Source organism: uncultured Parabacteroides sp. (genome assembly GCF_905196875.1).
Classification (GTDB): domain Bacteria; phylum Bacteroidota; class Bacteroidia; order Bacteroidales; family Tannerellaceae; genus Parabacteroides.
The window spans coordinates 96,221-120,146 of sequence record NZ_CAJJWO010000006.1; the positions used below are offsets into that span (position 1 = coordinate 96,221).

27 protein-coding genes and 2 tRNA genes are annotated in these 23,926 nt (G+C 41.0%); 23 read left to right on the plus strand and 6 right to left on the minus strand.

What is annotated here, in order from left to right; genetic code table 11:
* Positions 1 to 38 precede the first annotated feature (38 nt).
* The 6 genes from QZ076_RS03870 (at position 39) to QZ076_RS03895 (ending at position 5,965) form a co-directional block, all read left to right on the plus strand.
* Complete coding sequence (locus QZ076_RS03870) at positions 39 to 476, plus strand: hypothetical protein (protein ID WP_293710519.1); 438 nt, start codon at positions 39 to 41, stop codon at positions 474 to 476.
* A gap of 157 nt (positions 477 to 633) precedes the next feature.
* Entirely contained in the window at positions 634 to 2,844 is a 2,211-nt protein-coding gene (locus QZ076_RS03875; RefSeq protein WP_293710520.1) for a TonB-dependent receptor, read from the plus strand.
* Positions 2,845 to 2,884: 40 nt separating this feature from the next.
* Positions 2,885 to 3,217: a heavy-metal-associated domain-containing protein gene (locus tag QZ076_RS03880; protein WP_046148473.1), complete on the plus strand. Its 333-nt coding sequence runs from the start codon at positions 2,885 to 2,887 to the stop codon at positions 3,215 to 3,217.
* 155 nt (positions 3,218 to 3,372) lie between these two features.
* Positions 3,373 to 3,900 (plus strand): sigma-70 family RNA polymerase sigma factor, encoded by a 528-nt coding sequence (locus QZ076_RS03885; RefSeq protein WP_293710530.1) that lies wholly within the window; start codon positions 3,373 to 3,375, stop codon positions 3,898 to 3,900.
* 9 nt (positions 3,901 to 3,909) lie between these two features.
* Entirely contained in the window at positions 3,910 to 5,142 is a 1,233-nt protein-coding gene (locus tag QZ076_RS03890; protein WP_293710531.1) for a porin family protein, read from the plus strand.
* Between the two features lie 43 nt (positions 5,143 to 5,185).
* Positions 5,186 to 5,965, plus strand: coding sequence for a hypothetical protein (locus QZ076_RS03895; RefSeq protein ID WP_293710532.1), 780 nt, complete (start codon positions 5,186 to 5,188; stop codon positions 5,963 to 5,965).
* 53 nt (positions 5,966 to 6,018) lie between these two features.
* On the opposite strand, the gene trxA is transcribed toward QZ076_RS03895, so the two are convergent.
* Positions 6,019 to 6,318 (minus strand): thioredoxin, encoded by a 300-nt coding sequence (gene trxA, locus QZ076_RS03900; protein ID WP_293710533.1) that lies wholly within the window; start codon positions 6,316 to 6,318, stop codon positions 6,019 to 6,021.
* Between the two features lie 61 nt (positions 6,319 to 6,379).
* Positions 6,380 to 6,985 carry a hypothetical protein gene (locus QZ076_RS03905; protein ID WP_293710534.1) on the minus strand — a complete coding sequence of 202 codons (606 nt, stop codon included), beginning with the start codon at positions 6,983 to 6,985 and terminating at the stop codon, positions 6,380 to 6,382.
* A gap of 955 nt (positions 6,986 to 7,940) precedes the next feature.
* On the opposite strand from QZ076_RS03905, the gene QZ076_RS03910 reads away from it, so the two are divergent.
* Positions 7,941 to 8,792 (plus strand): helix-turn-helix transcriptional regulator, encoded by an 852-nt coding sequence (locus tag QZ076_RS03910; protein WP_293710535.1) that lies wholly within the window; start codon positions 7,941 to 7,943, stop codon positions 8,790 to 8,792.
* A gap of 15 nt (positions 8,793 to 8,807) precedes the next feature.
* On the opposite strand, the gene QZ076_RS03915 is transcribed toward QZ076_RS03910, so the two are convergent.
* On the minus strand, positions 8,808 to 8,963 hold the full coding sequence (locus QZ076_RS03915) for a LytTR family transcriptional regulator DNA-binding domain-containing protein (RefSeq protein ID WP_293710536.1): 156 nt from the start codon (positions 8,961 to 8,963) through the stop codon (positions 8,808 to 8,810).
* A 392-nt stretch (positions 8,964 to 9,355) separates the two neighbouring features.
* On the opposite strand from QZ076_RS03915, the gene QZ076_RS03920 reads away from it, so the two are divergent.
* The 3 genes from QZ076_RS03920 (at position 9,356) to QZ076_RS03930 (ending at position 12,020) form a co-directional block, all read left to right on the plus strand.
* Positions 9,356 to 10,108, plus strand: a complete 753-nt coding sequence (locus tag QZ076_RS03920; protein WP_293710537.1) for a GNAT family N-acetyltransferase — start codon at positions 9,356 to 9,358, stop codon at positions 10,106 to 10,108.
* 111 nt (positions 10,109 to 10,219) lie between these two features.
* Positions 10,220 to 10,783, plus strand: a complete 564-nt coding sequence (locus tag QZ076_RS03925; RefSeq protein ID WP_293710538.1) for a cyclic nucleotide-binding domain-containing protein — start codon at positions 10,220 to 10,222, stop codon at positions 10,781 to 10,783.
* An 82-nt stretch (positions 10,784 to 10,865) separates the two neighbouring features.
* A complete protein-coding gene (locus tag QZ076_RS03930; RefSeq protein ID WP_293710539.1) occupies positions 10,866 to 12,020 on the plus strand; it encodes an acyltransferase family protein in 1,155 nt (384 codons plus the stop codon).
* A 130-nt stretch (positions 12,021 to 12,150) separates the two neighbouring features.
* On the opposite strand, the gene QZ076_RS03935 is transcribed toward QZ076_RS03930, so the two are convergent.
* On the minus strand, positions 12,151 to 12,990 hold the full coding sequence (locus QZ076_RS03935; protein ID WP_293710540.1) for an AraC family transcriptional regulator: 840 nt from the start codon (positions 12,988 to 12,990) through the stop codon (positions 12,151 to 12,153).
* Between the two features lie 95 nt (positions 12,991 to 13,085).
* On the opposite strand from QZ076_RS03935, the gene QZ076_RS03940 reads away from it, so the two are divergent.
* Genes QZ076_RS03940 through QZ076_RS03950 form a run of 3 tightly spaced genes read left to right on the plus strand, consistent with a single transcriptional unit; the run spans position 13,086 to position 15,273 of the window.
* Positions 13,086 to 13,739, plus strand: a complete 654-nt coding sequence (locus QZ076_RS03940; protein WP_293710541.1) for a flavin reductase — start codon at positions 13,086 to 13,088, stop codon at positions 13,737 to 13,739.
* Positions 13,724 to 14,311, plus strand: coding sequence for a PepSY-associated TM helix domain-containing protein (locus QZ076_RS03945; RefSeq protein WP_293710542.1), 588 nt, complete (start codon positions 13,724 to 13,726; stop codon positions 14,309 to 14,311). The genes QZ076_RS03940 and QZ076_RS03945 overlap by 16 nt, the downstream gene beginning before the upstream one ends.
* Positions 14,312 to 14,328: 17 nt before the next feature.
* A complete protein-coding gene (locus tag QZ076_RS03950) occupies positions 14,329 to 15,273 on the plus strand; it encodes a DMT family transporter (protein WP_293710543.1) in 945 nt (314 codons plus the stop codon).
* Positions 15,274 to 15,381: 108 nt separating this feature from the next.
* Here QZ076_RS03950 and QZ076_RS03955 read toward each other — a convergent pair.
* Together QZ076_RS03955 and QZ076_RS03960 are read right to left on the minus strand one after the other, a co-directional pair.
* A tRNA-Asp gene (locus tag QZ076_RS03955) sits at positions 15,382 to 15,455 on the minus strand.
* A 33-nt stretch (positions 15,456 to 15,488) separates the two neighbouring features.
* Positions 15,489 to 15,562, minus strand: a tRNA-Asp gene (locus QZ076_RS03960).
* 290 nt (positions 15,563 to 15,852) lie between these two features.
* On the opposite strand from QZ076_RS03960, the gene hisH reads away from it, so the two are divergent.
* The 10 genes from hisH (at position 15,853) to smpB (ending at position 23,917) form a co-directional block, all read left to right on the plus strand.
* Complete coding sequence (hisH, locus tag QZ076_RS03965; protein ID WP_075556374.1) at positions 15,853 to 16,443, plus strand: imidazole glycerol phosphate synthase subunit HisH; 591 nt, start codon at positions 15,853 to 15,855, stop codon at positions 16,441 to 16,443.
* A 6-nt stretch (positions 16,444 to 16,449) separates the two neighbouring features.
* Positions 16,450 to 17,169, plus strand: coding sequence for a 1-(5-phosphoribosyl)-5-[(5-phosphoribosylamino)methylideneamino]imidazole-4-carboxamide isomerase (gene hisA / locus QZ076_RS03970; protein ID WP_293710544.1), 720 nt, complete (start codon positions 16,450 to 16,452; stop codon positions 17,167 to 17,169).
* 20 nt (positions 17,170 to 17,189) lie between these two features.
* Positions 17,190 to 17,945, plus strand: a complete 756-nt coding sequence (hisF, locus tag QZ076_RS03975) for an imidazole glycerol phosphate synthase subunit HisF (RefSeq protein WP_293710545.1) — start codon at positions 17,190 to 17,192, stop codon at positions 17,943 to 17,945.
* Positions 17,946 to 17,958: 13 nt separating this feature from the next.
* Complete coding sequence (gene hisIE, locus QZ076_RS03980; protein ID WP_293710546.1) at positions 17,959 to 18,555, plus strand: bifunctional phosphoribosyl-AMP cyclohydrolase/phosphoribosyl-ATP diphosphatase HisIE; 597 nt, start codon at positions 17,959 to 17,961, stop codon at positions 18,553 to 18,555.
* Between the two features lie 6 nt (positions 18,556 to 18,561).
* A complete protein-coding gene (locus QZ076_RS03985; RefSeq protein WP_293710547.1) occupies positions 18,562 to 19,239 on the plus strand; it encodes an ATP-binding cassette domain-containing protein in 678 nt (225 codons plus the stop codon).
* A gap of 65 nt (positions 19,240 to 19,304) precedes the next feature.
* Positions 19,305 to 20,621 carry an aspartate kinase gene (locus QZ076_RS03990; protein WP_293710548.1) on the plus strand — a complete coding sequence of 439 codons (1,317 nt, stop codon included), beginning with the start codon at positions 19,305 to 19,307 and terminating at the stop codon, positions 20,619 to 20,621.
* Positions 20,622 to 20,682: 61 nt separating this feature from the next.
* Positions 20,683 to 21,840: a diaminopimelate decarboxylase gene (lysA, locus tag QZ076_RS03995; RefSeq protein ID WP_293710549.1), complete on the plus strand. Its 1,158-nt coding sequence runs from the start codon at positions 20,683 to 20,685 to the stop codon at positions 21,838 to 21,840.
* Between the two features lie 152 nt (positions 21,841 to 21,992).
* On the plus strand, positions 21,993 to 22,748 hold the full coding sequence (locus QZ076_RS04000; RefSeq protein ID WP_293710550.1) for a hypothetical protein: 756 nt from the start codon (positions 21,993 to 21,995) through the stop codon (positions 22,746 to 22,748).
* Positions 22,749 to 22,875: 127 nt separating this feature from the next.
* Entirely contained in the window at positions 22,876 to 23,442 is a 567-nt protein-coding gene (locus QZ076_RS04005) for a YIP1 family protein (protein WP_075556382.1), read from the plus strand.
* A gap of 13 nt (positions 23,443 to 23,455) precedes the next feature.
* The gene (smpB, locus tag QZ076_RS04010) at positions 23,456 to 23,917 is read left to right on the plus strand and encodes an SsrA-binding protein SmpB (RefSeq protein ID WP_293710551.1); all 462 of its coding nucleotides are present in this window, start codon (positions 23,456 to 23,458) and stop codon (positions 23,915 to 23,917) included.
* The last annotated feature ends 9 nt before the right edge of the window (positions 23,918 to 23,926 follow it).

The following is a 23,926-nucleotide window of genomic DNA, read 5'->3' on the forward strand; positions in this document are numbered from 1 at the left end:
TTAGGAGCGGATAGACGAAAGCATTATCTTTGTGTCGAATGAAAAATGCTGTAACATATCTGTTTATCGTTTTCCTGGCGACTCTTATTTTTTACGGAGGTGCCGGGGTAAACCTTATTACCTATTGCTGCGGTGATTGCCGCACGGAAGGGGTTGCAGTATTGTTGAATGATAATTGTTGCGAAGTGCACGAGCATAGCTGTTGCAGCACCACCGATGAATCTTCGGTTTGCCACTCCGGCTGCTGCGAAGATGAATGCTGTGATCTGGAACGGGTCAGTTTCGACTGGAGCAGTTCCAATAATCCGATAGTAGAATTACAACCGGCAGTGACCGACCTTTTGTCGTTTGCTTCTCCAATAGCCTCGCTCGTCCCGGTTCCTTCCATAAAAGAATACATTGCGCAGGATCAGGATGGCCCCCCTGTGGTCTGTCCGCGCATATACCTGAACCTGCTTACTACGCTTTTGATTTAGTAGAGTATTTCCAGCCTGTGTCCGCTATGGAAACAGGATAGTAGTGTTAGCCCAACTCACACTATGGTGCTAATAATTTAGCATACTAGTGCTGATAGGTGCAGGACTATAGTGCTAATCCTAAAACGGAATACTTATTGAATCAAAATGTAAAGCAATGTTGAAACAACTCTATATTACTCTATTTATATTATTCTCCGCCATCACTGCCCGGGCGGAAGAAGTAAAAGGGCATGTGTTTGATGATAATAACCAGCCGGTAATCGGTGCCAATGTGTATTGGGAAGGAACCCAGCAGGGGACAACGACCGATGTGGACGGCGCTTTCAAGCTGAAAACAAGAAAAAGTACGAATAACCTGGTCGTGAGTTATATCGGTTATACCACCTTCGTGATGCCGGTGACTAATCCTGATGAGCTGTTGAGAATTACCCTGAAAGGGGAAGTAGCTCTGGAAGAAGTCGTGATCAGCGAACGTAAAATGGGAACGATCGCCTCCCGCACCAGTGTGTTGCAGACGCAGAAGATCACCTATGATGAAATATGCCGTGCCGCCTGTTGTAACCTGGCCGAGAGTTTCGAAACGAACCCGTCTGTCGATGTATCGTATGCCGATGCGGCTACCGGAGCCCGCCAGATCAAGTTGCTGGGACTCGCCGGAACGTATGTGCAAATGCTGACCGAGAATTATCCGAACTTCCGTGGAGCGGCTTCTTTGTACGGACTGGACTATGTGCCCGGTGCCTGGATGGAAAGTATACAGGTATCCAAAGGAACTTCTTCTGTCAAAAACGGATATGAAGCCCTTGCCGGACAGATCAATGTGGAATTTAAAAAGCCTCCTACGGCTGATATTTTCTCTGTGAACCTGTTCGGAAGCGATGCCGGACGTTATGAAGGAAATGCAGACGCTTCGTGGCATATCAACGATAAGGTATCGACCGGTTTGCTGGTTCATTATTCCAATGATAAAAAGCAGCATGACGGCAACGATGACGGTTTTCTGGATACCCCGCTAAAGGAGCAGGTGAACCTGATGAACCGCTGGTATCATAAACTGGATAATTATGTAGCCCAGTACGGAGCCCGCTACCTGCATGAAAACCGTACCGGCGGACAGGCTACCAAACATCATGATTTTGCTGATCCGTATCAGGTTCATCTGGAAACGAACCGTGCTGAACTGTATACGAAACAGGCTTATATCATCGATAAGGAAAAAGTGGAGAGCGTGGCGCTGATCCTTTCCGGCTCTTATCATGAACAAAAATCCATGTACGACCGTACGCCTTATAATGTGTATCAGAATAATGTGTATGCCAGTTTGCTGTATGAAAAGGAGTTTTCTCCCGCACACAGCCTGAGCACCGGCCTGAGCATGAATTATGACGGTTTTAATGAAAACCTGTTGCAGGATGGTACGCGCAAGGTCTTCGACCGTACGGAAGTTGTCCCCGGAGCTTATGTACAGTATACTTACAATCTGAATGATAAGCTGATCGTTCTGGGAGGTATCCGTGCCGATTACAGCTCTTTGTATGATTTCTTTGTTACGCCCCGCGTACATATTAAATATAATCCCTTCGACTGGTTCCATGTCCGTGCTTCGGCAGGGAAAGGTTTCCGTACGGCCAATATTCTGGCAGAGAATAACTTCCTTTTGTCGAGTAGCCGTAAAATGAATATCGCCGACAACCTGGATCAGGAAGAGGCCTGGAATACGGGGCTGAACCTGTCTTTTTATATCCCTTTGTTCGGAAAAGAACTATCTTTGAACGGAGAATGGTATTACACCAACTTCCTGAAGCAGGTGGTTGTCGATATGGATAGCGATCCGCATGCTGTGGGTTTCTATAATCTGGATGGGAAATCTTATTCCAACAGTTTCCAGGTGGAAGCGACTTATCCTTTCTTCCGGGGATTTACCCTGACTGCGGCTTATCGTTACACGGATGCCAAGACGGATTACCGGAATGCAGAAGGTGTAACGCAACGACTGAAGAAACCGTTGGTCAGCGACTATAAAGGGCTGGTAACGGCCTCTTATCAGACTCCGTTGAAAAAGTGGCAGTTCGACCTGACCGGACAGTTTAACGGAGGAGGACGTATGCCGACTCCGGATGCGACGAATCCGCTGTGGGAATCGAACTTTAATGCCTATACCGTTGTCAATGCACAGATCACCCGCTATTTCCGTCGTTGGTCTGTCTATATCGGAGCGGAAAACCTGTTCGATTACAAGCAGTCTCACCCGATCATCGATGCGGAGAACCCACGGGGAGATAACTTCGACGGTTCGATGGTGTGGGGCCCTGTTCACGGACGGAAGATATATGCCGGCTTGCGTTTCAACATCAGCCGCGATTAAATAACAAGATAAATTATTCACCAATTAATACAAATACATTATGAAACAGTTAGTTGTAGCATTGATTTGTGCCGTATTTACGCTTTCTACGGCCTATGCACAGGATGCAAAAAAGAAAAAAGACACGGTAACTTTCTTCGTAGAAGAAATGGAATGTGCTAATTGCCAGAAAAAGGTAGAAAAGAATATTGCTTTCGAGAAAGGGGTAACCGATCTGAAGTGCGATTTGAAAACTCGCACGGTAAACGTAACCTATAAGACAGATAAGACTTCCAAGACCAAATTGGCTTCAGCCTTTAAAAAGATTGGAATGGAAGCAGTGCCTGTCGACGACGGTGCCGGCTGTCCGGTCAATCCTGCGAAAAAAAATTAAGCAGTCTATATCCGTTAACACGGAAATTCGTTAGAACATCTTATCTTTGCAAAACATACCTGTATGGGGCGGATCTATGTGTCCGCCTCTTTTATGAAAAAAAAGTTCATGAAACATGCAGCGTTTTGTACGTGAATAACATCATTATATTTGTAATGGACGAGTCACAACTAATAGAAGGTTGTAGGAAGGGGGACAGGCTGGCTCAGAAAGAGCTTTACGAGAGGTATTCCCGCAAAATGATGGGAGTTTGTCTGCGTTATGTGAACGACAGGGAGACTGCCCGCGATTTGTTGCAGGATGGTTTTGTAAAGGTTTTTACCAGTATGGACTCTTATTCGGGAGCTGGTTCATTCGAGGGATGGATGCGAAAGATCTTTGTAAATTGTGCATTGGAGTATTTGCGTAAGTCAGATGTATTGCGCGAATCGACCGATCTGGATAATACGGCGGAATTGATCCAGCCGGACAGTTCGGTTATATCGAGTATGTCGGCAGCGGAGCTGATGACGTTGGTACATGAGTTGCCAACCGGTTTCCGTACGGTATTCAACCTGTTCGCAATTGAAGGGTATTCTCATAAAGAGATCAGTGAGATGTTGAATATTACGGAAAGTACGTCACGTTCACAGTTTACGCGCGCCAAACAGATGTTACAGAAGAGGATTAACGCTTTGTATTGAAAGGAAAGAATGAAAAAGGAAAGAGATACATTTGATGATATGTTCCGCTCGAAGTTGCAGGATTTCGAAGTGGATACGATGCCGGGAGACTGGGAGGCTATTGCCGATCGTTTACCGGTAAAAGCACCGGTACCTTTCCGTCGAACGCTCCGTTACTGGGCTGCTGCGGCAGTCGTTTCATTACTGATGATAACGGGAGGCGTTTATATGTTCAAGTCGGAGAAGGAGGTCGCTCCGATCGCAGAGAAGATAGAAAAGGAAACAAAGAAGGTGGAGACGGAGCTCGCTAAAGAAGTCGAAGTTCCGGTTACTCCGATAGAACCGATAAAGGAAAACATAACCGTATCTCCTGTGGCAGCAGTGCAACAGCCAGCTGTGGTACGGTCAACATATAAAGCAGCTGTAAAGGTTGCTCATACTGAACCTGCTGTTATTGAAATAACACCCCCGGATGAAGACTCTGTTGTTGTTGATAGCGAAGAGGTTGTACAGGATCATCCGGAAGTGGGTTCTATTGATACCCGGTCGTTGATAGCTGATGCTGCTCCGGTCGGTAAAGTCGAAAAAGAGGCTGCTCCGCGTAAGTGGGGATTTGGTATGGGAGGCGGTAGTGTGACTACCGGAACAAATAACTCTTTGAACACTTATGCTTTGAAAAATACAATGCTGACGGATCAGGAGTTGTTATTTTTGAATGCTGCTAATTTTGAGAATAATACTTATCCGAAGACGAACATACATCATAAGACTCCTGTTTCGGTAGGTTTTTCAGTAAGTCGTTATTTGAATAACCGGTTTGCATTGTCAGCGGGATTGAATTATACGTTTCTGTCTTCTACCTGGGATGTGGATGCTCCGGTTTATTATAATAAGACAGCCCAAAAGCTCCATTTTATCGGTATTCCGGTTTCTCTGTCCTATAAAATTGCAGAATGGAACCGTTTCCAGGTATATGCAGCAGCTGGTGTTATGACGGAAGTCAATGTGTCAGGAAAGCTGGTAACGGAAAAATACTCAGGTAAAGAGTTGTACGAAAAGGAGAGCGAACATATTCGTATGAAGGAATGGTTGTGGTCTGTCAACACCCGTGCAGGTGTAAGCTACCCGTTGCTTCGTTTTGTAAGCCTTTATGCTGAGGCAGGAGTAGACTACTATTTCGATAACGGTAGTACAATTGAAACCGTACGTTCCGAAAAACCATTTAATGTAAGTCTTCAGGCCGGATTCCGTCTGGGCTTTTAAATAAAACAAATACTAATAACATAAAATAAAAAGAACAGAAAAAATGAAGAAACTTAAGTTTTTAGGTGCGGTAGCTATGGCTACAGTTTTGTTGACCTCTTGCTTGGATGGGGGAAGTAATGAACAATCGGGTTTTACTTATGGTGTAATAGGTTTTTCTATGGATGCTATGGGAAATGTTGCTTATACAGGTGATAATGTTCCGGTGTATGCTTCAGCGTTTAGTAATTTAACTGATGAATGTATTTATTTTGCATATACTATTAATTATGATGATCCAGCTAATTCTGGAAAGAAATATTTGACAGCTACTGTTTCTCAATATGCCAGGTTGGATAATAGCGGTAGGGTAGAAGCTGTTGATACAGCCAAGACGTCCCCGACAGCAATCAAAAAAGGAGAGTTAGCAACTGTTGATGCAGGGATCGTTGCAGGGGGAGCATATAGTGCTACTATAAAAGATTTTTTATTCCTGGGTTCTAGTCATGAGAAATCGGCAAACGATCAAACAAACGAGTATTTTCTGCAGATTGATCCTTCTCAGGAACCGCAAGTTGTAGACGGTAAAAATGTTTATGATTTCTTTTTGCGTGTAGTTAAGAAGGCAGATGGTAAAAATACAATTGGGACTTCTGTATTTAACTATGCAATTCGTGCAGGAAGTTATATCTCTTCGTTAGAAGCTAAAGAGAAAGCAAAAGGAAGTGAGACTTTCAATTTCAGAATTAACTATATCAAAGAATTTAATAAAGACACGACAGAAGCTACATGGGCTAAGTCAAAAGTTCTTTCATATATGATCAATAAAGAAACGAATAAATAAGGAAGTAAAAGTTTATGTAAAAGGAGCTCATCGAGCTCCTTTTTTGTTTATAATCAATCGATAAACTTTTTTATCTGTCCTAAGAGAACACCTTTTTCCATTACACCAGAAGTGCGCCAAACGGCTTCTCCTTTCTTAAATATGATTAATGTGGGTACTGACTGAATACGGTACTCATTGGCTACTGCTTCATTTTTATCAACATCGATTTTCAGAACACGTGCCTGTCCGATTAATTCTTTTCCCAGAGATTCAATCGTAGGACTCATTACTTTGCAAGGCCCGCACCATGTTGCAAAAAAGTCAACCAATACTGGTTTGTCTCCGTTTATAATATCTTTGAAAGTTTCCATATTGTTTTTCTATTTATAACAATTGGAATGTAATGCTTGTTCATAGAACAGATCAAGCCGGTTATTTTATTTCATTAATAACAGTATTGCTGCTTTCGAAAACGATAAATACACCTTCCCATTTGCCTTCTTTCTCATAGCTATCAAAACCTTCTTTCTCAACAAAACGAATTCGATATGTTGCTTTTATCTTTTTCATCGTAAAAGTAGAGCTGTTTCGTAACTCACATGAGGGGGCTAACGACATCGTTTCTGTAATTGTTCTATTTGGTGGGAGAGGTGTTTTTTCATTTTTGAAAGGTGCTTTTCTTTCTCCAACGAAATATTTGTAATCAGAAGATAGCAATTCGAATACATCAGGGAAAGCGACCGTTATCTCTTCTTCCGGCAAATAAGGCAATATATTTTCGTCAATGAAAAACTGAGAGGATTCTTCTACTTTTTCAGACGAATTAATAACGATGTCTTTTGTTGTATTTCCTGTATTACGGAAAACCTGTTCAGGTGTTTTTATTTCAAAAAGTTCTTCTCCGTCACCTTCCTGCAAAGCCCACATGATAGAACTAAATTCATATTGTTTTTCTTCGATTAGTTCTTCGTCTTTACTACACGCAAATAAACAAAAAACAGATAATAGTAAAAATAGCGATCCGATTATATTCTTCATGGCCTCTATGAAATTGATTGTATGCAAATATACATAAGATAATAGCATATCAATGAATTAAATGTCAATTTGTATGGGCTTTTAAGATAATTTTAATAAGCTTAGTGGGCTTTCCGGTAGTTCCGGCAAAAGTTTCTCTATTTCATCCAGGCTATCTTTTTTTGTGTGTACCCCATCCGTTTTCGGTAGTCACTATACCGTTTCCCTAATTCCCGGATTATATCACTCCCTGATTTTTTATATAGTTCACTGTACATACTTTCTCTTATTTGCTTACAAAGATATGCGGAGGATATGGTGCGAATGATCCGGATGGAACCCAATGGGAATAATTGTCAACTTTCCGGAAGTTTTTTAATTGATTTACATCTATAAAAACAATTGTATTTGTGTTCAAATACAACTGTTTTTCAAATCAAATACAATTGTTTTTGTAACTGAAAACTATTGTCTGTGTAAATACTGAAATAAAACAGGCCGTTTTCGGTAATGCGAGGATACGGAGATAGCCTATCTTTACCACAAGCAAAATGAAGTGCGTTTTTTGAATCTTTTTAAAACTGAAAAAGGGCGGTAGCCTTATAATTCTTTATAAAGAATATTCTTTCTATATTTAAAGAGAAAAATATAGCCGGCAACGAAGTCTAATATGAGCGTATGTTAATTGTTTGTTAACCAGAGTGTTGGTGTTGTACATTCGTAATCAAGCGCTAATATCAAAATTTATTAAACTTGTCGGCGTTATGAAATATGCTTAATGGGTTGAAAAATAGAGAGTTGTATTTTTTTTGTTGGTGTAATTGGAGGAAGAATATTCTTTCCCCTGATGTTTTATTAACTTTGTATGAATAAACCGCATTATAGCCAAATGTCGGGTAAATGTCGGGTGAAAGTTCGCTGCTTTATTTGTTGAATATTTGAGTTATGCATAATCTTGTCGAAAATTTGAATGAAGATGAAACAACCGGAATTAGGTAAGTACATTGCAGGGCTTCGGGAAACAAAAGGGTTAACCCAGGAAGAGTTGGTCAGTAAATGTAATATTAGTGTCCGAACTTTGCAACGTATCGAGTCAGGGAAAGTGGTACCAAGAAGTTATACATTGAGGCTAATTGCTACTGCGTTGGATTGTGACTTGTTAGCTGTTCCGGAGGTTCAGGAAATTGGTAAAACTGAACTCCCGGTTCATTTGTCATTCAAATCTGTTTTGAAAGATTTGTTTAACTTAAAAGTACACAGAATGGCAAAATTATCAGTTTTAACAACGGCATGTCTGGCTATAGGTTTTAGTTTGTATACAGTCGGCACCAAATGTAACGCACAGCAAATGATGAAAATGAATTTTGTAACAGACAATACCGGAGGATTTGAGGTACAGCTTCCCCGTGGACTTCCCGGTTATGGAAGTTGTATAAATAATGATACCGTTTTTATCAGGGCTGGGAAAGACTTGATCAGAGAGCATAAAGGATCTTTGTTTCTGAATAATGATTTTGTTGGCCATATACAGGAAAGCGATACGATAATATTTAAAAAGGGAAACCTGTTTACTAAAAAGTCGCTTATTATTAAGCCATATAGAATGAAAACATCTTTGATATACAAAGATATTGTTTTCGTAACCCCTCAATCCATCAGCGGGTTTACAGATGATAGTGGAGATACTTTCCAATCGGGGCCTTACACCTTCAAAGAAAGGGATAATCGAATATACCTGAACGATGTTTATCAGGGGGATGCTTTTGCTGGTGATACTGTTGTTTTATCCAGATTGGGTAAATTGGAGATTAGGCGAAATGCTTGGTAGATTTTATAGACCAAGTCATTTCGTAATCAACTGATTATTGATAATCGCTTTATACACCTCTTCCCGCATAGGGCGGAATACCGGAATTTTATGTTCTCCGATAACTAACTGATTGCCTTCGATAGCCTGTATGTGGGAAAGGTTTACTATGAATGAACGGTGCACCTGCATAAAGGAAGTTGCAGGGAGTGTGTCGAGTAATGAAGAGTATTTCTTTGAGATAGATTTTCTTTAGCAGTTTCTCTGTTTTTATAAAGATATATATATCTTCCTCTTTTTTCGATTCGGATTCTATCATTGTATGCACTTTGTTGACAGCTGTCACTTTACCGGAAACTTTAATTTCGGTTTGCTGTGCATATAAAGGGTAAGTCAGTAAACATAGAAGCAGTATCCGAATGATCTTTCTCGTTTTCATATCTTTTTCGTTTAATAATTTCTCGGTAAAGCTATGAGGTGGGGAAGCGGGTTTCAAATAAGATTGACGAATTGTATGTTTTTTGAGGTAAATGGCAGAATCTGTATAAATTTACTACATTTACACTTTTGAAACGAATAAACACATGGATACTGATTTTATAAACTTAACAACGGAGAACCTTGCAGATGAGCATTTGTGCTGCATTATCCGTACTAAAAAGCCCCATCCCGGTGTTGAGGCAAAGCGGCAATGGCTTTCTGAGCGGCTGAATGAAGGGCATGTTTTTAGGAAATTAAAAGCAAAGGCTACGGTTTTTATCGAGTATGCCCCTTTGGAAACAGCCTGGGTTCCCATAACCGGTGATAACTATTATTACCTCTATTGTTTATGGACTCTGGGTAGTTACAAAGGAAAAGGGTATGGGAAATCACTGATGGAGTATTGTATAGCCGATGCCAAAGAGAAGGGTAAATCCGGTATCTGTATGCTCGGAGCAAAAAAACAAAAATCCTGGCTTTCTGACCAGTCGTTTGCAAAGAAGTTCGGTTTTGAGGTTGTAGATGTGACCGATAGTGGATATGAATTGCTTGCGCTTTCTTTTGACGGAACCAAGCCGGTGTTTGCGCAGAATGCCAGGAAAGAAGTGATTGAAAGCGAAGAGCTGACAATTTATTATGATATGCAATGTCCTTATATCGATCAAAAAATCGGGATTATCAGACAACATTGTGAAATGAATGACGTTCCTGTATCTTTCATCCAGGTGGATACGTTACAAAAAGCAAAGGAGCTGCCTTGTGTTTTCAACAATTGGGCGGTGTTTTATAAAGGACGTTTTGAGACGGTGAATTTATTACAGGATGTCGCCAGCTTAATGAGAATACTTAAGAAATAAAATTAGGATTATATATTGGAAAGAACGAAAAAATTCAAGGTGTAGCTCTGCTATAAAAATAAAATCTTATTTTTCTACCTTTGCGCTATATATTAGGCAGTTATATATACTATGGACAGAATCATTAGCTCAATAAAGCAAACTTTCAATGTTAGTGAAAATGCTATCGAAAAGTTAACCTCTTGTTTGCACCCTATCAACATATCGAAAAAGACAATACTGATTGCTCCTGATAAAAAAGACACGAATGTCTATTTCATTGAAAAAGGTATCGCTCGCGCATATAATCTGGTTGAAGGCAAGGAGGTAACTTCCTGGTTTAGCAAAGAGGGTGATCTAATCTATTCGACAAATAGCTTTTACGGTAAAACTCCAGGGTACGAAAACGAAGCGGTACAAGTGCTTGAAAACTCCCTGTTCTACTATATTCCGATAGCGAAACTCGAAAATCTGTGTTCAAGTGATGCCGACATTGCAAATTGGTTGCGCATATTGCACCAAAAAGCGTTTGTCGAGATGGAGAGAAGGCTCATTTATCGCCTGTATATGTCGGCAGAGGAACGTTACAAAGATTTTGTGGAGAAAAATCCGGATCTGGTTCAGCGTGTCAATTTAGGCTACATCGCTTCTTATCTTGGAATGTCACATGTCACATTGTGTGCATTAAGGAAATGAATACGTTTTCTTTAAGTAGTTAAAAAAGTCGCGAAAGGCAATTTTGTACCTTTGTGGATATTTTCACATAAGTAACAAAGATATGTCGCAAAAAACTCACTTAATCCAACCATCCAGAATCGTTTGGGTGGATGTTCTTCGATTTATCGCCATCTTTATGGTGATTTGCATTCACTGTTCCGACCCTTTTAATGTCTCAGCCGAAGCTCGTTCCAATCCTGAATTCAATTTTTGGGGTTCTCTTTACGGTTCATTTCTCCGCCCTTGTGTTCCGTTGTTTGTTATGATTACAGGGTTGTTGCTATTACCCGTGAATCTATCCATAGGTGACTTCTACAAAAAACGGCTTTTCAGAATTGCAGTGCCTTTTCTGATATGGTCTGTCTTGTACAACCTTTTCCCGTGGGTAACCGGTTTGTTGGGATTGTCACCGACGATTATCTCGGATGTATTTGCGTATGCTTCATCCGATGCCTCACAATCATTCAGCGACGCGATGAAAAACATTGCGCTCATTCCTTTCCAATTTAATGTCTACACCGTGCCGATGTGGTATTTGTATATGCTTATCGGGCTCTATCTGTATATGCCCTTCTTCTCGGCTTGGGTCGAGAAAGCGACTATTTCGCAAAAAAAGATATTCCTTTCCATTTGGGCGGTTACTCTCTTTATGCCTTATGCTTACACTTTCTTTTCGCACGAGCTATTCGGGCTTAGTGCGTGGAATACATTTGGGACATTCTACTACTTTGCAGGATTTAACGGCTATTTGCTGCTAGGGTATTATCTGGCAAAAGACGTGAAGCCATGGAGCTGGAGTAAAACAATTGCGGTTGCGCTCCCCTTGTTTGCCATAGGTTATGTAGTCACCTATATCGGCTTCAAATTTATGACTGCGAATCCCGACTGTACGGAGCAGGAGATGGAGCTTTTCTTTTTGTATTGTTCTCCTAATGTGGTACTGATGACTGTTGCGCTGTTTCTGTTGGTTCGTCAAGTGAAATTCAGCTCCGCAAAATATGTAGCCCTATTTGCGAATATCACCAAATGCGGACTCGGAATTTATTTGGTACATTATTTTGTTGTCGGGCTTGGTTATGCTATTGCCAATGCGTTATCCATACCCGTTTCGATAAAGATACCGGTAACGGCAGTCATGGTATTTGCTATATCGTGGGCGTTTGTCGCACTTTTCTACCGACTGATTCCCAAGGCTTCAAAATGGATATTCGGATAAAAAAGAAACAGTGCCAGAATTTACTGTCTTTTTAAATAATCCAAAAACATCAACACATAACACACCTATAGTAAGATACATCAAGTTCAACAATGTGAAATATCATTATATCTATATGGAATACAATCTCCTATTTTCCTACGTTTTTATAAGCAGAAGGGTTAATACCTTCATGCCTTTTAAAAAATTTGGATAAATGGCTTACATCTGTAAAACCAAATTCATCCGCTATTTCTTTTAACTTGATTTCTCCGGTTTCTAATCTGCGCTTGATGAGTTGTAATTGCATCTTTTCGATATATTCTCTATAACTTATCTCGAAATTCCGCTTGAAATAAGTACTGAAATAAGATGGCGAAATATTACAATTCTTAGCAATCATATTGATGGAAATACAGTCACGATTAGATATATTCTCTTGAATGTATGCTGCTATATGAGCATTAGTTGGAGTTTTCTTCTTTAATTCAATATTTCGGTTCTCAATGTATTCTTTTATCATTCCGAAAATGGAAAGAATATGATAATACACAATAGACGAACGAAGTACGTTAATCGTTGAATTATATAGGATAATATTCTCAAAAATGTTCTTCAATATAGTCTGGCAAGGTTCACTCACCGTTATCTTGTCCTCTTTCAGCCATTGAATTTCCATGATGGAAGTTGGAGTTATTTCTCGTGAAAAGGACTTATAGGAGCGGTTATAAGTCTCAAAATAGCTTGAAGTAAATTTAATATAGGTAAAGCGCGTTACAGTTTTTACTGTGAAATAGTGGCGGTCACCGGGTGCAAGCAGAAATAAATCCCCTTTTTCATATGGAATTGTAACTTCATTAAAGACATGCCCCCCACACCCATAATGAATATAGATGATTTCAAAATGGTCTTGGGCATGTAATTCGCAAGAATATTCTTCCTCAATTACATCTATAATCTTTAATGATTCAAACTGGCTGCACTTTCTCATAGCGCAAATATACAAAATAATGCAATTAAAATACAAGTATTTTAATCCTATTTCCGTCTACCTTTGCAAAATAATCATTAACTAAATAACAGAAAATGAAAAAGATAGCATTATTTTCAATGATTTTAGGTACATTTTTAATTACTTCATGTATGGAAAGCAGTAAAAAATCAGACAAAGTAGTCTTCACACAGAATGAAGATAGCACGAGTACCACAGGTTGGCAATCTCGTTATGACCGGATGGAAGCAACCGACCTTCCTGATAACGTAATAGACTTAATAGGTAAGCAATGGATGCTGGTGACAGCAGGGAATAAAAGTTCTTATAACACAATGACAGCATCGTGGGGAGCGATTGGCGATATGTGGAGCAGACCATCTACTTTTATTGTAGTCCGTGATTCAAGGCATACTTATCAATTTTTGCAACGAGAAGAAAGTTTTACACTAAGTTTTTTTACAGAAGAATATCGGGGAGCACTTAGAATTTGTGGAACAAAATCGGGACGAGATACTGATAAAGTGTCAGAAGCGGGGTTGACCCCATTGGAAACCCCTTCCGGACTAATGAGTTTTGAAGAGGCTCGAATGATTATAGAATGTAAGAAAATGTTCGTTCAAGAGATGGACTATACAAATTTGACTCAACCTTATAAAGAGAAAATTATGGAAGAATCTTATAACAACGAGCCTTCTAAACACCAACTCTTTATTTCAGAAATAACCAGTATATGGATAAAGAAATAAAAAATAAATTAGTTACACGTAATTCGTTCCGACGGTATTGCAGGACGGTTCATTTTCATCTATCTTTTTTCTTTATGGGAGTGATTCTTATTTATGCAGTATCCGGCATAACGATGAATCATTTAAAGGATTTTAATCCGAAATACTATATGACTGTAAACAATTATACGGTGAAGGGAACATTCCCTACCACCCATAAATTTAATAAAAATGAAATAATACAGTTGTTAAAAGAAGTAGGCGAGCAAGATAATTATATCAAACATTTTTATCCGAATAGCTCAACGGTGAAAGTTTTCTTGAAAAGTGGTTCATTCTATGTTCTTAATACTCAAACAGGAAATGTTGTTTATGAAGGAATAAAGAAAAGACCAGTTTTTTATCAACTCTCATTTCTCCATTATAACCCGGGAACATGGTGGACATATTTCTCAGACCTATCTGCGGTATGCCTTATATTGATATGTATAAGCGGTATTCTAATGAATAAAGGTAAACGAGGTTTGTTCGGAATAGGGGGAATTGAATTATTAGCAGGTATATTAATCCCTGCACTGGCTTTAATTTTATAGATAAATTACATAATAAAATGGATGCTAAATTTAAAGGTTCAATTTGTGGGATTATTGCAGCAATCAGCTATGGTACAAATCCACTTGGGGCATTATCTCTTTATGAAGCCGGAATAAACGCTAACTCTGTATTATTTTACCGCTTCTTACTTGCTACTTTTTTTCTCGGTGGGTTAATGTTTATACAAAATAAATCGTTCAGGGTTACACGAAAAGAATTAGGGATTTTGGCAGGGTTAGGGATTTTGTTTGCGGTATCTTCGCTGACCCTGTTTCTAAGTTTCCACTACATGGATGCAGGAATAGCGTCTACAATTCTGTTCGTATATCCTGTTATTGTAACTGTCATCATGGCTATTTTCTTTAAAGAAAAAACATCTTTAATTACGGTTATATCTATTCTTTTGGCTATTGGGGGCATAGGACTGTTATACAAAGGGAATAATGGTAGCGTGTTAAATGCAACGGGAGTATCGCTTGTTATGCTATCCTCCCTTTCTTATGCACTTTATATAGTTGCTGTAAATAAATCCTCTTTAAGAATGTCATCTATAAAGTTAACGTTTTATGTTCTGCTATTTTGTACATTAACTATCATGGTTCAATCATTTTTTGACAGCAACAACCATTTACAGTTACTTACAACCTCTTCTATGTGGATGTTTGCTATAATGCTTGCATTGGTTCCTACTGTTATATCCTTAGTATTTATGGTAATTGCAGTACGCCAAATAGGTTCAACACCTACTGCTGTCATGGGCGCATTGGAACCACTCACTGCGGTGGTTATCGGTATTACTATATTCAAAGAAATATTCACTCTACGGTTGGCTGTTGGCATTATGATGATACTAATAGCTGTAATTCTAATAATAATTGGTAAATCAATTCAGATTCGAACATTAACGGTCGCTATTACTTATATAGGACAAATACTCCATAAACCTTGGCAACCGAAATGAAATTATCTAACTACTCTAAATTGCCATTTTTTGCCAAAGTGAGGAAAAAGAAAAAGCCCTGTAATTATTAAATTACAGAGCTTTACTATCTTTTGCTTCTTTCGAAAGCGGTCCGGACGGGACTCGAACCCGCGACCCCATGCGTGACAGGCATGTATTCTAACCAACTGAACTACCGAACCAAAACAAATAAAGGAAATTATAATTAAAAGAGGCGGTCCGGACGGGACTCGAACCCGCGACCCCATGCGTGACAGGCATGTATTCTAACCAACTGAACTACCGAACCTCTTTTTAATATCAATCTCTCTCGATTGCGGTGCAAAGGTAAGTATTATTTTTAATCTTGCAATACTTCATGGGAAGAAAATATGCGTTTTTTTTAATCGTACCTGATATGCAGGAGATTAAGAATTGATTTTTTTTTAGCTGTTTTTAGAACGACCGGAGTTCTTCATAAGGCGATTTAAAACAGGTTTGTCACATTTACACTCTGTTTGGCAACTTTTCATTAATCAAAGGGGAATATGTTATGATAATTTGTTACTTTTGCAACTCAATATAAAAACGGAATAAAAAATGGACGTCGCCATTATTAAGTATAATGCCGGAAATATTTACTCAGTGAGCTATGCACTGAAACGATTGGGCGTAAGTCCTGTGATTACAGCCGATCCGGAATTATTGCATAAAGCGGATAAAGTGATCTTCCCGGGCGTAGGAGAAGCATTCACTACAATGGATTATCTGAAAGAGCATAAACTGGATGCTATTATCAAGGATCTGAAACAACCCGTACTGGGTATTTGTCTGGGTATGCAATTATTGTGTCGTCATTCTGAGGAAGGGGATGCAGACTGCCTGGGGATTTTCGATACGGAAGTGAAGCGATTCATACCTCACCGTCATGAAGACAAGGTTCCTCATATGGGGTGGAACACGATCACGGAGGTTAAAGGAGGTTTATTTACCGCACAATTGGAGAACAAATTTGTTTACTTTGTACATAGTTATTATGTACCGGTTAATGAGTATACGACTGCAACCACTAATTATATTCTTCCGTTCAGTGCTTCGTTGCATAAGGATAACTTCTATGCGACGCAGTTTCATCCGGAAAAGAGTGGTTCTGTCGGTGAAGTGATTCTAAAGAATTTTCTAAAACTATAAAGATATATGATCGAGCTTATTCCAGCTATAGATTTGATTGACGGCAAATGTGTACGTCTTACGCAAGGCGATTACGACACGAAGAAAGTGTATAACGAAGATCCGCTTGAAGTAGCGAAGATGTTCGAAGCACATGGTATCCGCCGCCTGCATGTGGTTGACCTGGATGGAGCACGTCAGGGACGGATCATAAACTATCGTGTACTGGAGAAACTGGCTACGCGTACTTCGCTGATAATTGATTTCGGAGGCGGACTGAAACAGGAAGATGACCTGGAGATTGCTTTCGAAAGCGGGGCACAGATGGTGACAGGTGGCAGTATTGCCGTAAAGAATCCGGAGGTATTCACATCGTGGATAACCAAGTTTGGAAGTGAAAAGATTATATTGGGTGCTGATGCGAAGGATAAAAAAATAGCGATCAGCGGATGGGAAGAAACAACTAAAGAGGAACTGATACCTTTTATTCAGGGATATTACGACAAAGGCATCACCAAAGTGATCTGTACGGATATCAGCCGGGATGGAATGTTGCAGGGACCGGCTATCGAATTGTATAAGGAAATACGGGATGCACTACCTTTTATATATATCATAGCCAGTGGCGGAGTCAGTTCTATTGAAGATATAGAAAAATTGGCTGAGGCGGGAATACCGGCGGTAATTTTCGGCAAGGCTATATACGAAGGAAAGATCGATTTGAAGGATCTGCTTCGTTTTACCTGATAATTAAGGGAGATCAAAGTATGTTGGCGAAGAGAATAGTACCCTGTCTGGATATCAAGGATGGAAAAACAGTAAAAGGAATTAATTTTGTGAACTTTCGTGATGCAGGAGATCCTGTTGAACTGGGGGCACAATACAGCCGGGAGGGAGCCGATGAGCTTGTCTACCTGGATATAACCGCTTCACACGAAGGACGTAAGACATTTACCGAATTGGTGAAGAAAGTGGCCGCAAATATCAGTATTCCGTTTACGGTAGGTGGCGGAATTAATGAATTGAAAGATGTGGACCGCCTGTTGAGTGCCGGAGCCGATAAGGTTTCGATCAACTCGGCAGCATTACGCAATCCCTCGTTGATCGAAGAGATTGCGAAGAATTTCGGAAGCCAGGTCTGTGTGGTGGCAATCGATGCCAATCATGAGAATGGCGACTGGATTTGTTACCTGAACGGGGGGCGTATCCCGACGGAGAAGCACCTGTACGAATGGGCTACTGAAGCGGAAAATAGGGGAGCCGGAGAAATCCTGTTCACCAGTATGACACACGACGGCGTGAAAAACGGATATGCCAACGACGCATTATCGACATTGGCCGGTAAGCTGCATATTCCGGTCATAGCCTCCGGGGGAGCCGGAAAGATGAAAGACTTTCGTGATACATTCGCAGAAGGGAAAGCGGATGCCGCCTTGGCTGCCAGCGTATTTCATTTCGGTGAGATAGCTATATCCGATTTAAAACAATACCTTCATGCGGAAGGAATCAATGTAAGAATATAATCATTAGAATAAGATGAAATTAGATTTTGAAAAAATGGGCGGACTTATCCCGGCAATCGTTCAGGATAACAATACCAACAAAGTATTGATGCTGGGCTTCATGAATGAAGAAGCCTACGAGGAAACAAAAGAAACCGGAAAGGTGACATTCTTCAGCCGCACCAAGAATCGTTTGTGGATGAAAGGTGAAACCAGCGGCAATACCCTGCAGGTGGTTAGTATGATGGTAGATTGCGATAACGACACGATCCTGATCAAAGCGAATCCGGCCGGTCCGGTTTGCCATACGGGTGCCGATACCTGCTTTGGTGAAAAGAACATTGAAGACATCATGTTCCTGAAATATCTTCAGGACTTTATCGAACAGCGCCGTCAGGAAATGCCGGAAGGCTCTTACACTACTTCCCTGTTTTTGAAAGGGGTGAACCGTATGGCTCAGAAAGTAGGAGAAGAAGCTGTCGAAACAGTGATCGAAGCAACAAACGGAACAGAAGAAGGCTTTATCTATGAAGCATCCGACCTGGTCTACCATCTGATCGTATTACTTACAAGCAAAGGCCTCCGTCTGGAAGACCTGGCACGTGAATTAAAGAAAAGACATAAAGCATAAATTACTATGGAAGATACAATTCTGCTCAGACTGGAAGATGTAGAGATCTGCCGCGATGAAAATGTCATACTGCATAATGCCTCTTTTACGCTTCGTAACGGAGAGTTTGTCTATGTCATCGGAAAAGTGGGTTCCGGAAAGAGCAGTCTGTTGAAATCTTTGTATTGCGAGATCCCGATCGGCCAGGGCGAAGCCTGGCTGATGGATTACAACCTCTGTAAGATGAAGCGGAAGGATATACCTTATCTTCGGCGGAAACTGGGGATTGTTTTTCAGGATTTCCAACTGCTTACCGACCGCTCGGTGATCAAAAACCTGGAGTTCGTCTTGCGGGCTACCGGATGGAAGAAGAAGAGCGAAATAAAAGAGCGTATCGACGATGTGCTCCACCAGGTCGGCATGCATAATAAAGGATATAAAATGCCGCACGAACTGTCGGGTGGCGAACAGCAGCGTATCGTCATAGCAAGAGCACTCCTGAATGATCCGAAACTGATACTGGCGGACGAACCGACCGGTAATCTCGACCCGGAAACAAGCGGCCAGATCGTACAGCTTCTGCATGACATTTGCCAGAAAGGTACGGCGGTGATAATGACCACACATAACTATACACTGGTGCATAATTACCCGGCCCGTATAGTTAAATGTGAGAATGCCCGTCTGGGTGATGTGGGAGAATGATTTTTTATGTAACTTTGCACACGCAAAATAGCAAGGAACAAACAATTTAATTATAGGAAAAGAAAATGAAAGTTTTAAAGTTTGGCGGTACTTCTGTGGGATCTGCACAGAGAATGAAAGATGTAGCAAAATTGATTTGCTCGGGCGGCCGTGACATTGTCGTATTGTCTGCCATGTCAGGTACAACCAACTCGTTGGTTGAAATATCCGACTACCTGTACAAGAAGAATCCGGATGGTGCAAACGAAATTATCAATAAGCTTGCACAGAAATATTACGGACATATTGAAGAACTGTACAGCACTGCCGAATATAAACAGAAAGCCAAAGAACTTGTAAAATCTCATTTCGACTATATCCGTACCTTTACAAAAGACTTGTTCACGCTGTTTGAAGAAAAGGTGGTACTGGCACAGGGTGAGTTGATCTCGACCGGTATGATGAACCTGTATCTGAATGAAACAGGTGTTAAATCCGTCCTGCTTCCTGCATTGGAATATATGCGTACGGATAAGAATGCAGAACCGGACCCTGTTTACATCAAAGAACGCCTGGTTAAATTGCTGAACGAACATAAAGATGCTGAATTATATATCACTCAGGGTTATATCTGCCGTAACGCATACGGTGAGATCGATAATCTGCAGCGTGGTGGTAGCGACTATAGTGCATCTCTGATCGGTTCGGCTCTCAATGCAGACGAAATCCAGATCTGGACAGACATCGACGGAATGCATAACAACGACCCGCGTATCGTCGACAAGACATCGCCTGTCCGTAACCTGCATTTCGAAGAAGCGGCAGAACTGGCTTATTTCGGTGCCAAGATCCTGCACCCGACTTGTATCCTGCCGGCCAAGCTGAACAATATCCCGGTTCGTCTATTGAATACCATGCAGCCGGATGCTCCCGGTACATTGATCTCCAACGAAACGGAAAAAGGAAAGATCAAAGCTGTCGCTGCAAAAGATAATATTATCTCCATCAAGATCAAGAGTGGCCGTATGTTGCTGGCTACCGGTTTCCTGCGTAAGGTATTCGAAATCTTCGAAAACTACCAGACTCCGATCGATATGGTGACTACTTCGGAAGTAGGCGTATCGGTAACGATCGACAACCGCAAGCATCTGGAAGAAATTGTAGACGACCTGAAGAAATACGGAACTGTTACTGTCGATCAGGATATGGTGATCGTATGTGTGGTAGGCGACCTGGAATGGGATAATGTCGGTTTCGAAGCCCGCATCGTCCAGGCAATGAAGGATGTGCCGGTCCGTATGATTTCCTACGGCGGAAGCAACTACAACGTTTCGCTTCTGGTAAAGTCGGCGGATAAGAAGAAAGCGCTGCAGGCGTTAAGCGATCATTTATTCAACAACTAAATAATATGAGGGCAGCCTATTCGAGACTGCCCTTTTTTTAATTTATATATAATAAAATAATATGCTCAAAGGAACATTCCCGATAGATAAACTGAAGGCACTTCCTACGCCTTTTTATTATTATGATGTCAAGTTACTGCAAGATACGTTGGATCTGGTAAAGACTGAAGCCGGCAAGTATAATTATCATGTACATTATGCCGTAAAAGCAAACGCCAATCCGCGCATTCTTTCTATTATAGCTGAAAACGGACTGGGAGCCGACTGCGTGAGCGGTGGTGAAGTACAGGCCGCTTTAGATGCCGGATTTCCTGCCGACAAGGTGGTTTTTGCCGGTGTAGGTAAAGCCGACTGGGAAATCAATCTGGGGTTGGATAACGATATTTTCTGTTTTAATGTGGAGTCGGCTGTCGAGCTGGATATACTGAACGAACTGGCTGCAGCGAAGAATAAGATCGCTTCGGTAGCCCTCCGTATCAATCCGGAAGTAGATGCACATACACATGCCAAGATCACGACCGGTATGAAGGAGAATAAGTTCGGTATCAACCTGAGTCAGCTCGGTCAGGTACTGGATAATCTTTCTACATTAAAGAATGTGAAACTGATCGGTATTCATTGCCATATCGGTTCGCAGATCACGGATATGTCTTCTTTCCGTAATTTGGTGATCCGTGTGAATGAGATACAGGAAGAACTGGAAGCTCGCGGTATCAATATTGAAAACCTGAACTTCGGCGGAGGCCTGGGTATTGATTACTATCATCCGAATCATTTGCCTATCCCTGCTTTCGATAACTATTTCGCTGTATTCAATAAGCTGCTGAAGGTTCGTCCCGGACAGCAGGTGCATTTCGAACCGGGACGTTCGGTAGTGGCCCAGTGCGGTACGCTTATTTCACAGGTCTTGTATGTGAAGGTCGGCGAGACAAAGAAATTTGCTATTCTCGACGCCGGTTTTACGGAACTGATCCGTCCGGCCATGTATGATGCTTACCACCGGATCGAGAACATTTCCAGTGATGAAGCAGTGGAACTTTACGATGTAGTAGGCCCTATCTGCGAATCATCCGATGTGTTCGGTAAAGATGTGGAGTTGAACAAAGCCCATCGCGGCGACCTGATCGCATTACGTTCTGCCGGAGCATACGGAGAGGTGATGGCTTCGCAATATAACTGCCGTCGTCTGCCGAAAGCTTACTATTCGGATACCATTTAATTGTTAATTAATAATATAGAGAATGCCGGGTTTCTTTGTTTTTGCAAAGGTTCCCGGTTTTCTTGTTTGTAGTGTTTCCTTTTTTACTACCTTTGTACGATCCCTTTGTGTGGAGTCTTGAAGGCATTAACGATTAACAGATGAAATGTGAAATGAGAAAGAAAGATTTATATTGGGTATTTGCGGTTTGTTTGATAATGTTGTCCTCCTGTCTGGGTGATTCTACTACCCGCATAACGGTTGGGCAGCAGGAGGCTGTTTATCAGGTACGTCCTTCCAGAGGCCTTGTCCTGAGAGATGGTCGTTTGATATACTCTTCCAGCATAAACTCGTTACGTGCCGATGCCGGAGATTGTTTTCTGGTAGAGTATTCTTTTGATTCTGCCAGTCCTGAATTGCAAAAGACTGACAGTCTATCGGTAGAACTATTAGGTACTCCTATCGAAGTTCCATTGTGGACATCCGGAGGAACTGTTAAATCTGACACCTTGTTGACAGACGAACAATATATCTCTACGATAGGGAGCCGTACGGCTTACATCAAAGGGCGTCTTTTCCTTTGGCCTACCCTGACGGAACCGGAAAGCCAGGTGGATAGCTTTGTAATGCATTATGATACGGTTAACTGGTACACAACAGCCGATGGTTTACGTACTTATAATCTTTATTTACGTGCGATCAGAAAATCGGAAATATCGGCAGATGCAGACTCTGTGAAGGTGACTCATACGGAGGCATTCGATATTGAACGCTTTTTCAATAAAGCGTTGGAGATGGAAACAGCTAACAATGCGGAAAAGCTTACTATTGCAATTAATTATGTTGCAAAACCCAATAAGGACACAACAGCTGTTGAATGGTCTACATTGGCGTTAGATTATACGTTGGAAAATAAGACGGGAGAATAAAAGATATACGGATAAAAATAAAGGTTTTCGGTAAAGGGAGGTTACCGTTATTGACGATAAAAGGTTTTGTATAACAATTTGTATCCCTTATTTTTATACTTTTGTCATTTTAATAGAAAACGGAGAGATGTATAAAGAGATATTAAAATGGGTAATAGCTATCATTTCCCAACCGGGGAAGGCGTGGGAAATGCTGACAAAGAAAGAAGAGAAGGGTGACGAATTCTTGTCGAAGTTTGTGTATCCGTTAATCGGATTAGTTACAGCCGCAGCTTTTCTGGGTGTATTGTTTACGCGAAAGGAGTTTGATATAGAGTTGGCTTTAAAATCCTCGATCAAGACATTGGTCGCTTCATTCGGTGGTTTTTATCTGGGTGCTTACCTGTTGAATGAGCTTTGGCAGGGATTCTTTAAAAGAACGAAAGATATGAAACTTTGCCAACGCTTTGTCGGTTATTCCTCTTCATTGATGTTTGCGTTGAACATCGTCCTGATGCTATTGCCGGAGTTTTTCTTTCTGCGTATTTTTATACTTTATACTTTTTATATCGTATGGGAAGGAGCAGGACCTTATATGCAGGTGGCAGAGAATGAACGCCTGAAGTTTGCCGGTATAGCAACCGTAGTTATTTTACTGACGCCAGCCGTGATCGAATTTGTACTATTCATGTTGATGCCGGGCTTGCGTTATTGACAGATAGAAAAAGATGAAAGAGAAGATTAGTAATAATATACAGATAAAGAATAAACGGGCCACATTCGATTTCGAATTGCTCGAAACATTCACTGCCGGGATCGTATTGACCGGGACGGAGATCAAATCGATCCGCCTGGGAAAAGCCAGCCTGGTGGATACTTTTTGTATCGTGGAAAGAGGCGAGTTATGGGTGAAGAACATGTATATCGCCGAATATTTCTATGGTACATATAATAATCATGTGGCACGCCGCGACCGTAAGCTGTTGCTGACGAAGAAGGAGTTGCGCAAGATTGAAGGTGCAGCCCGCAACAGCGGTTTCACTATTGTTCCTACCCGCATGTTTATCAATGAGAAGGGGCTAGCCAAAGTAGTTGTCGCCATCGCCAAAGGTAAGAAAGAATACGATAAGCGCGATTCGATCAAGGCCCGTGACGATAAGCGGGAGATGGACAGAGCATTTAAACGGTAAGATATATTG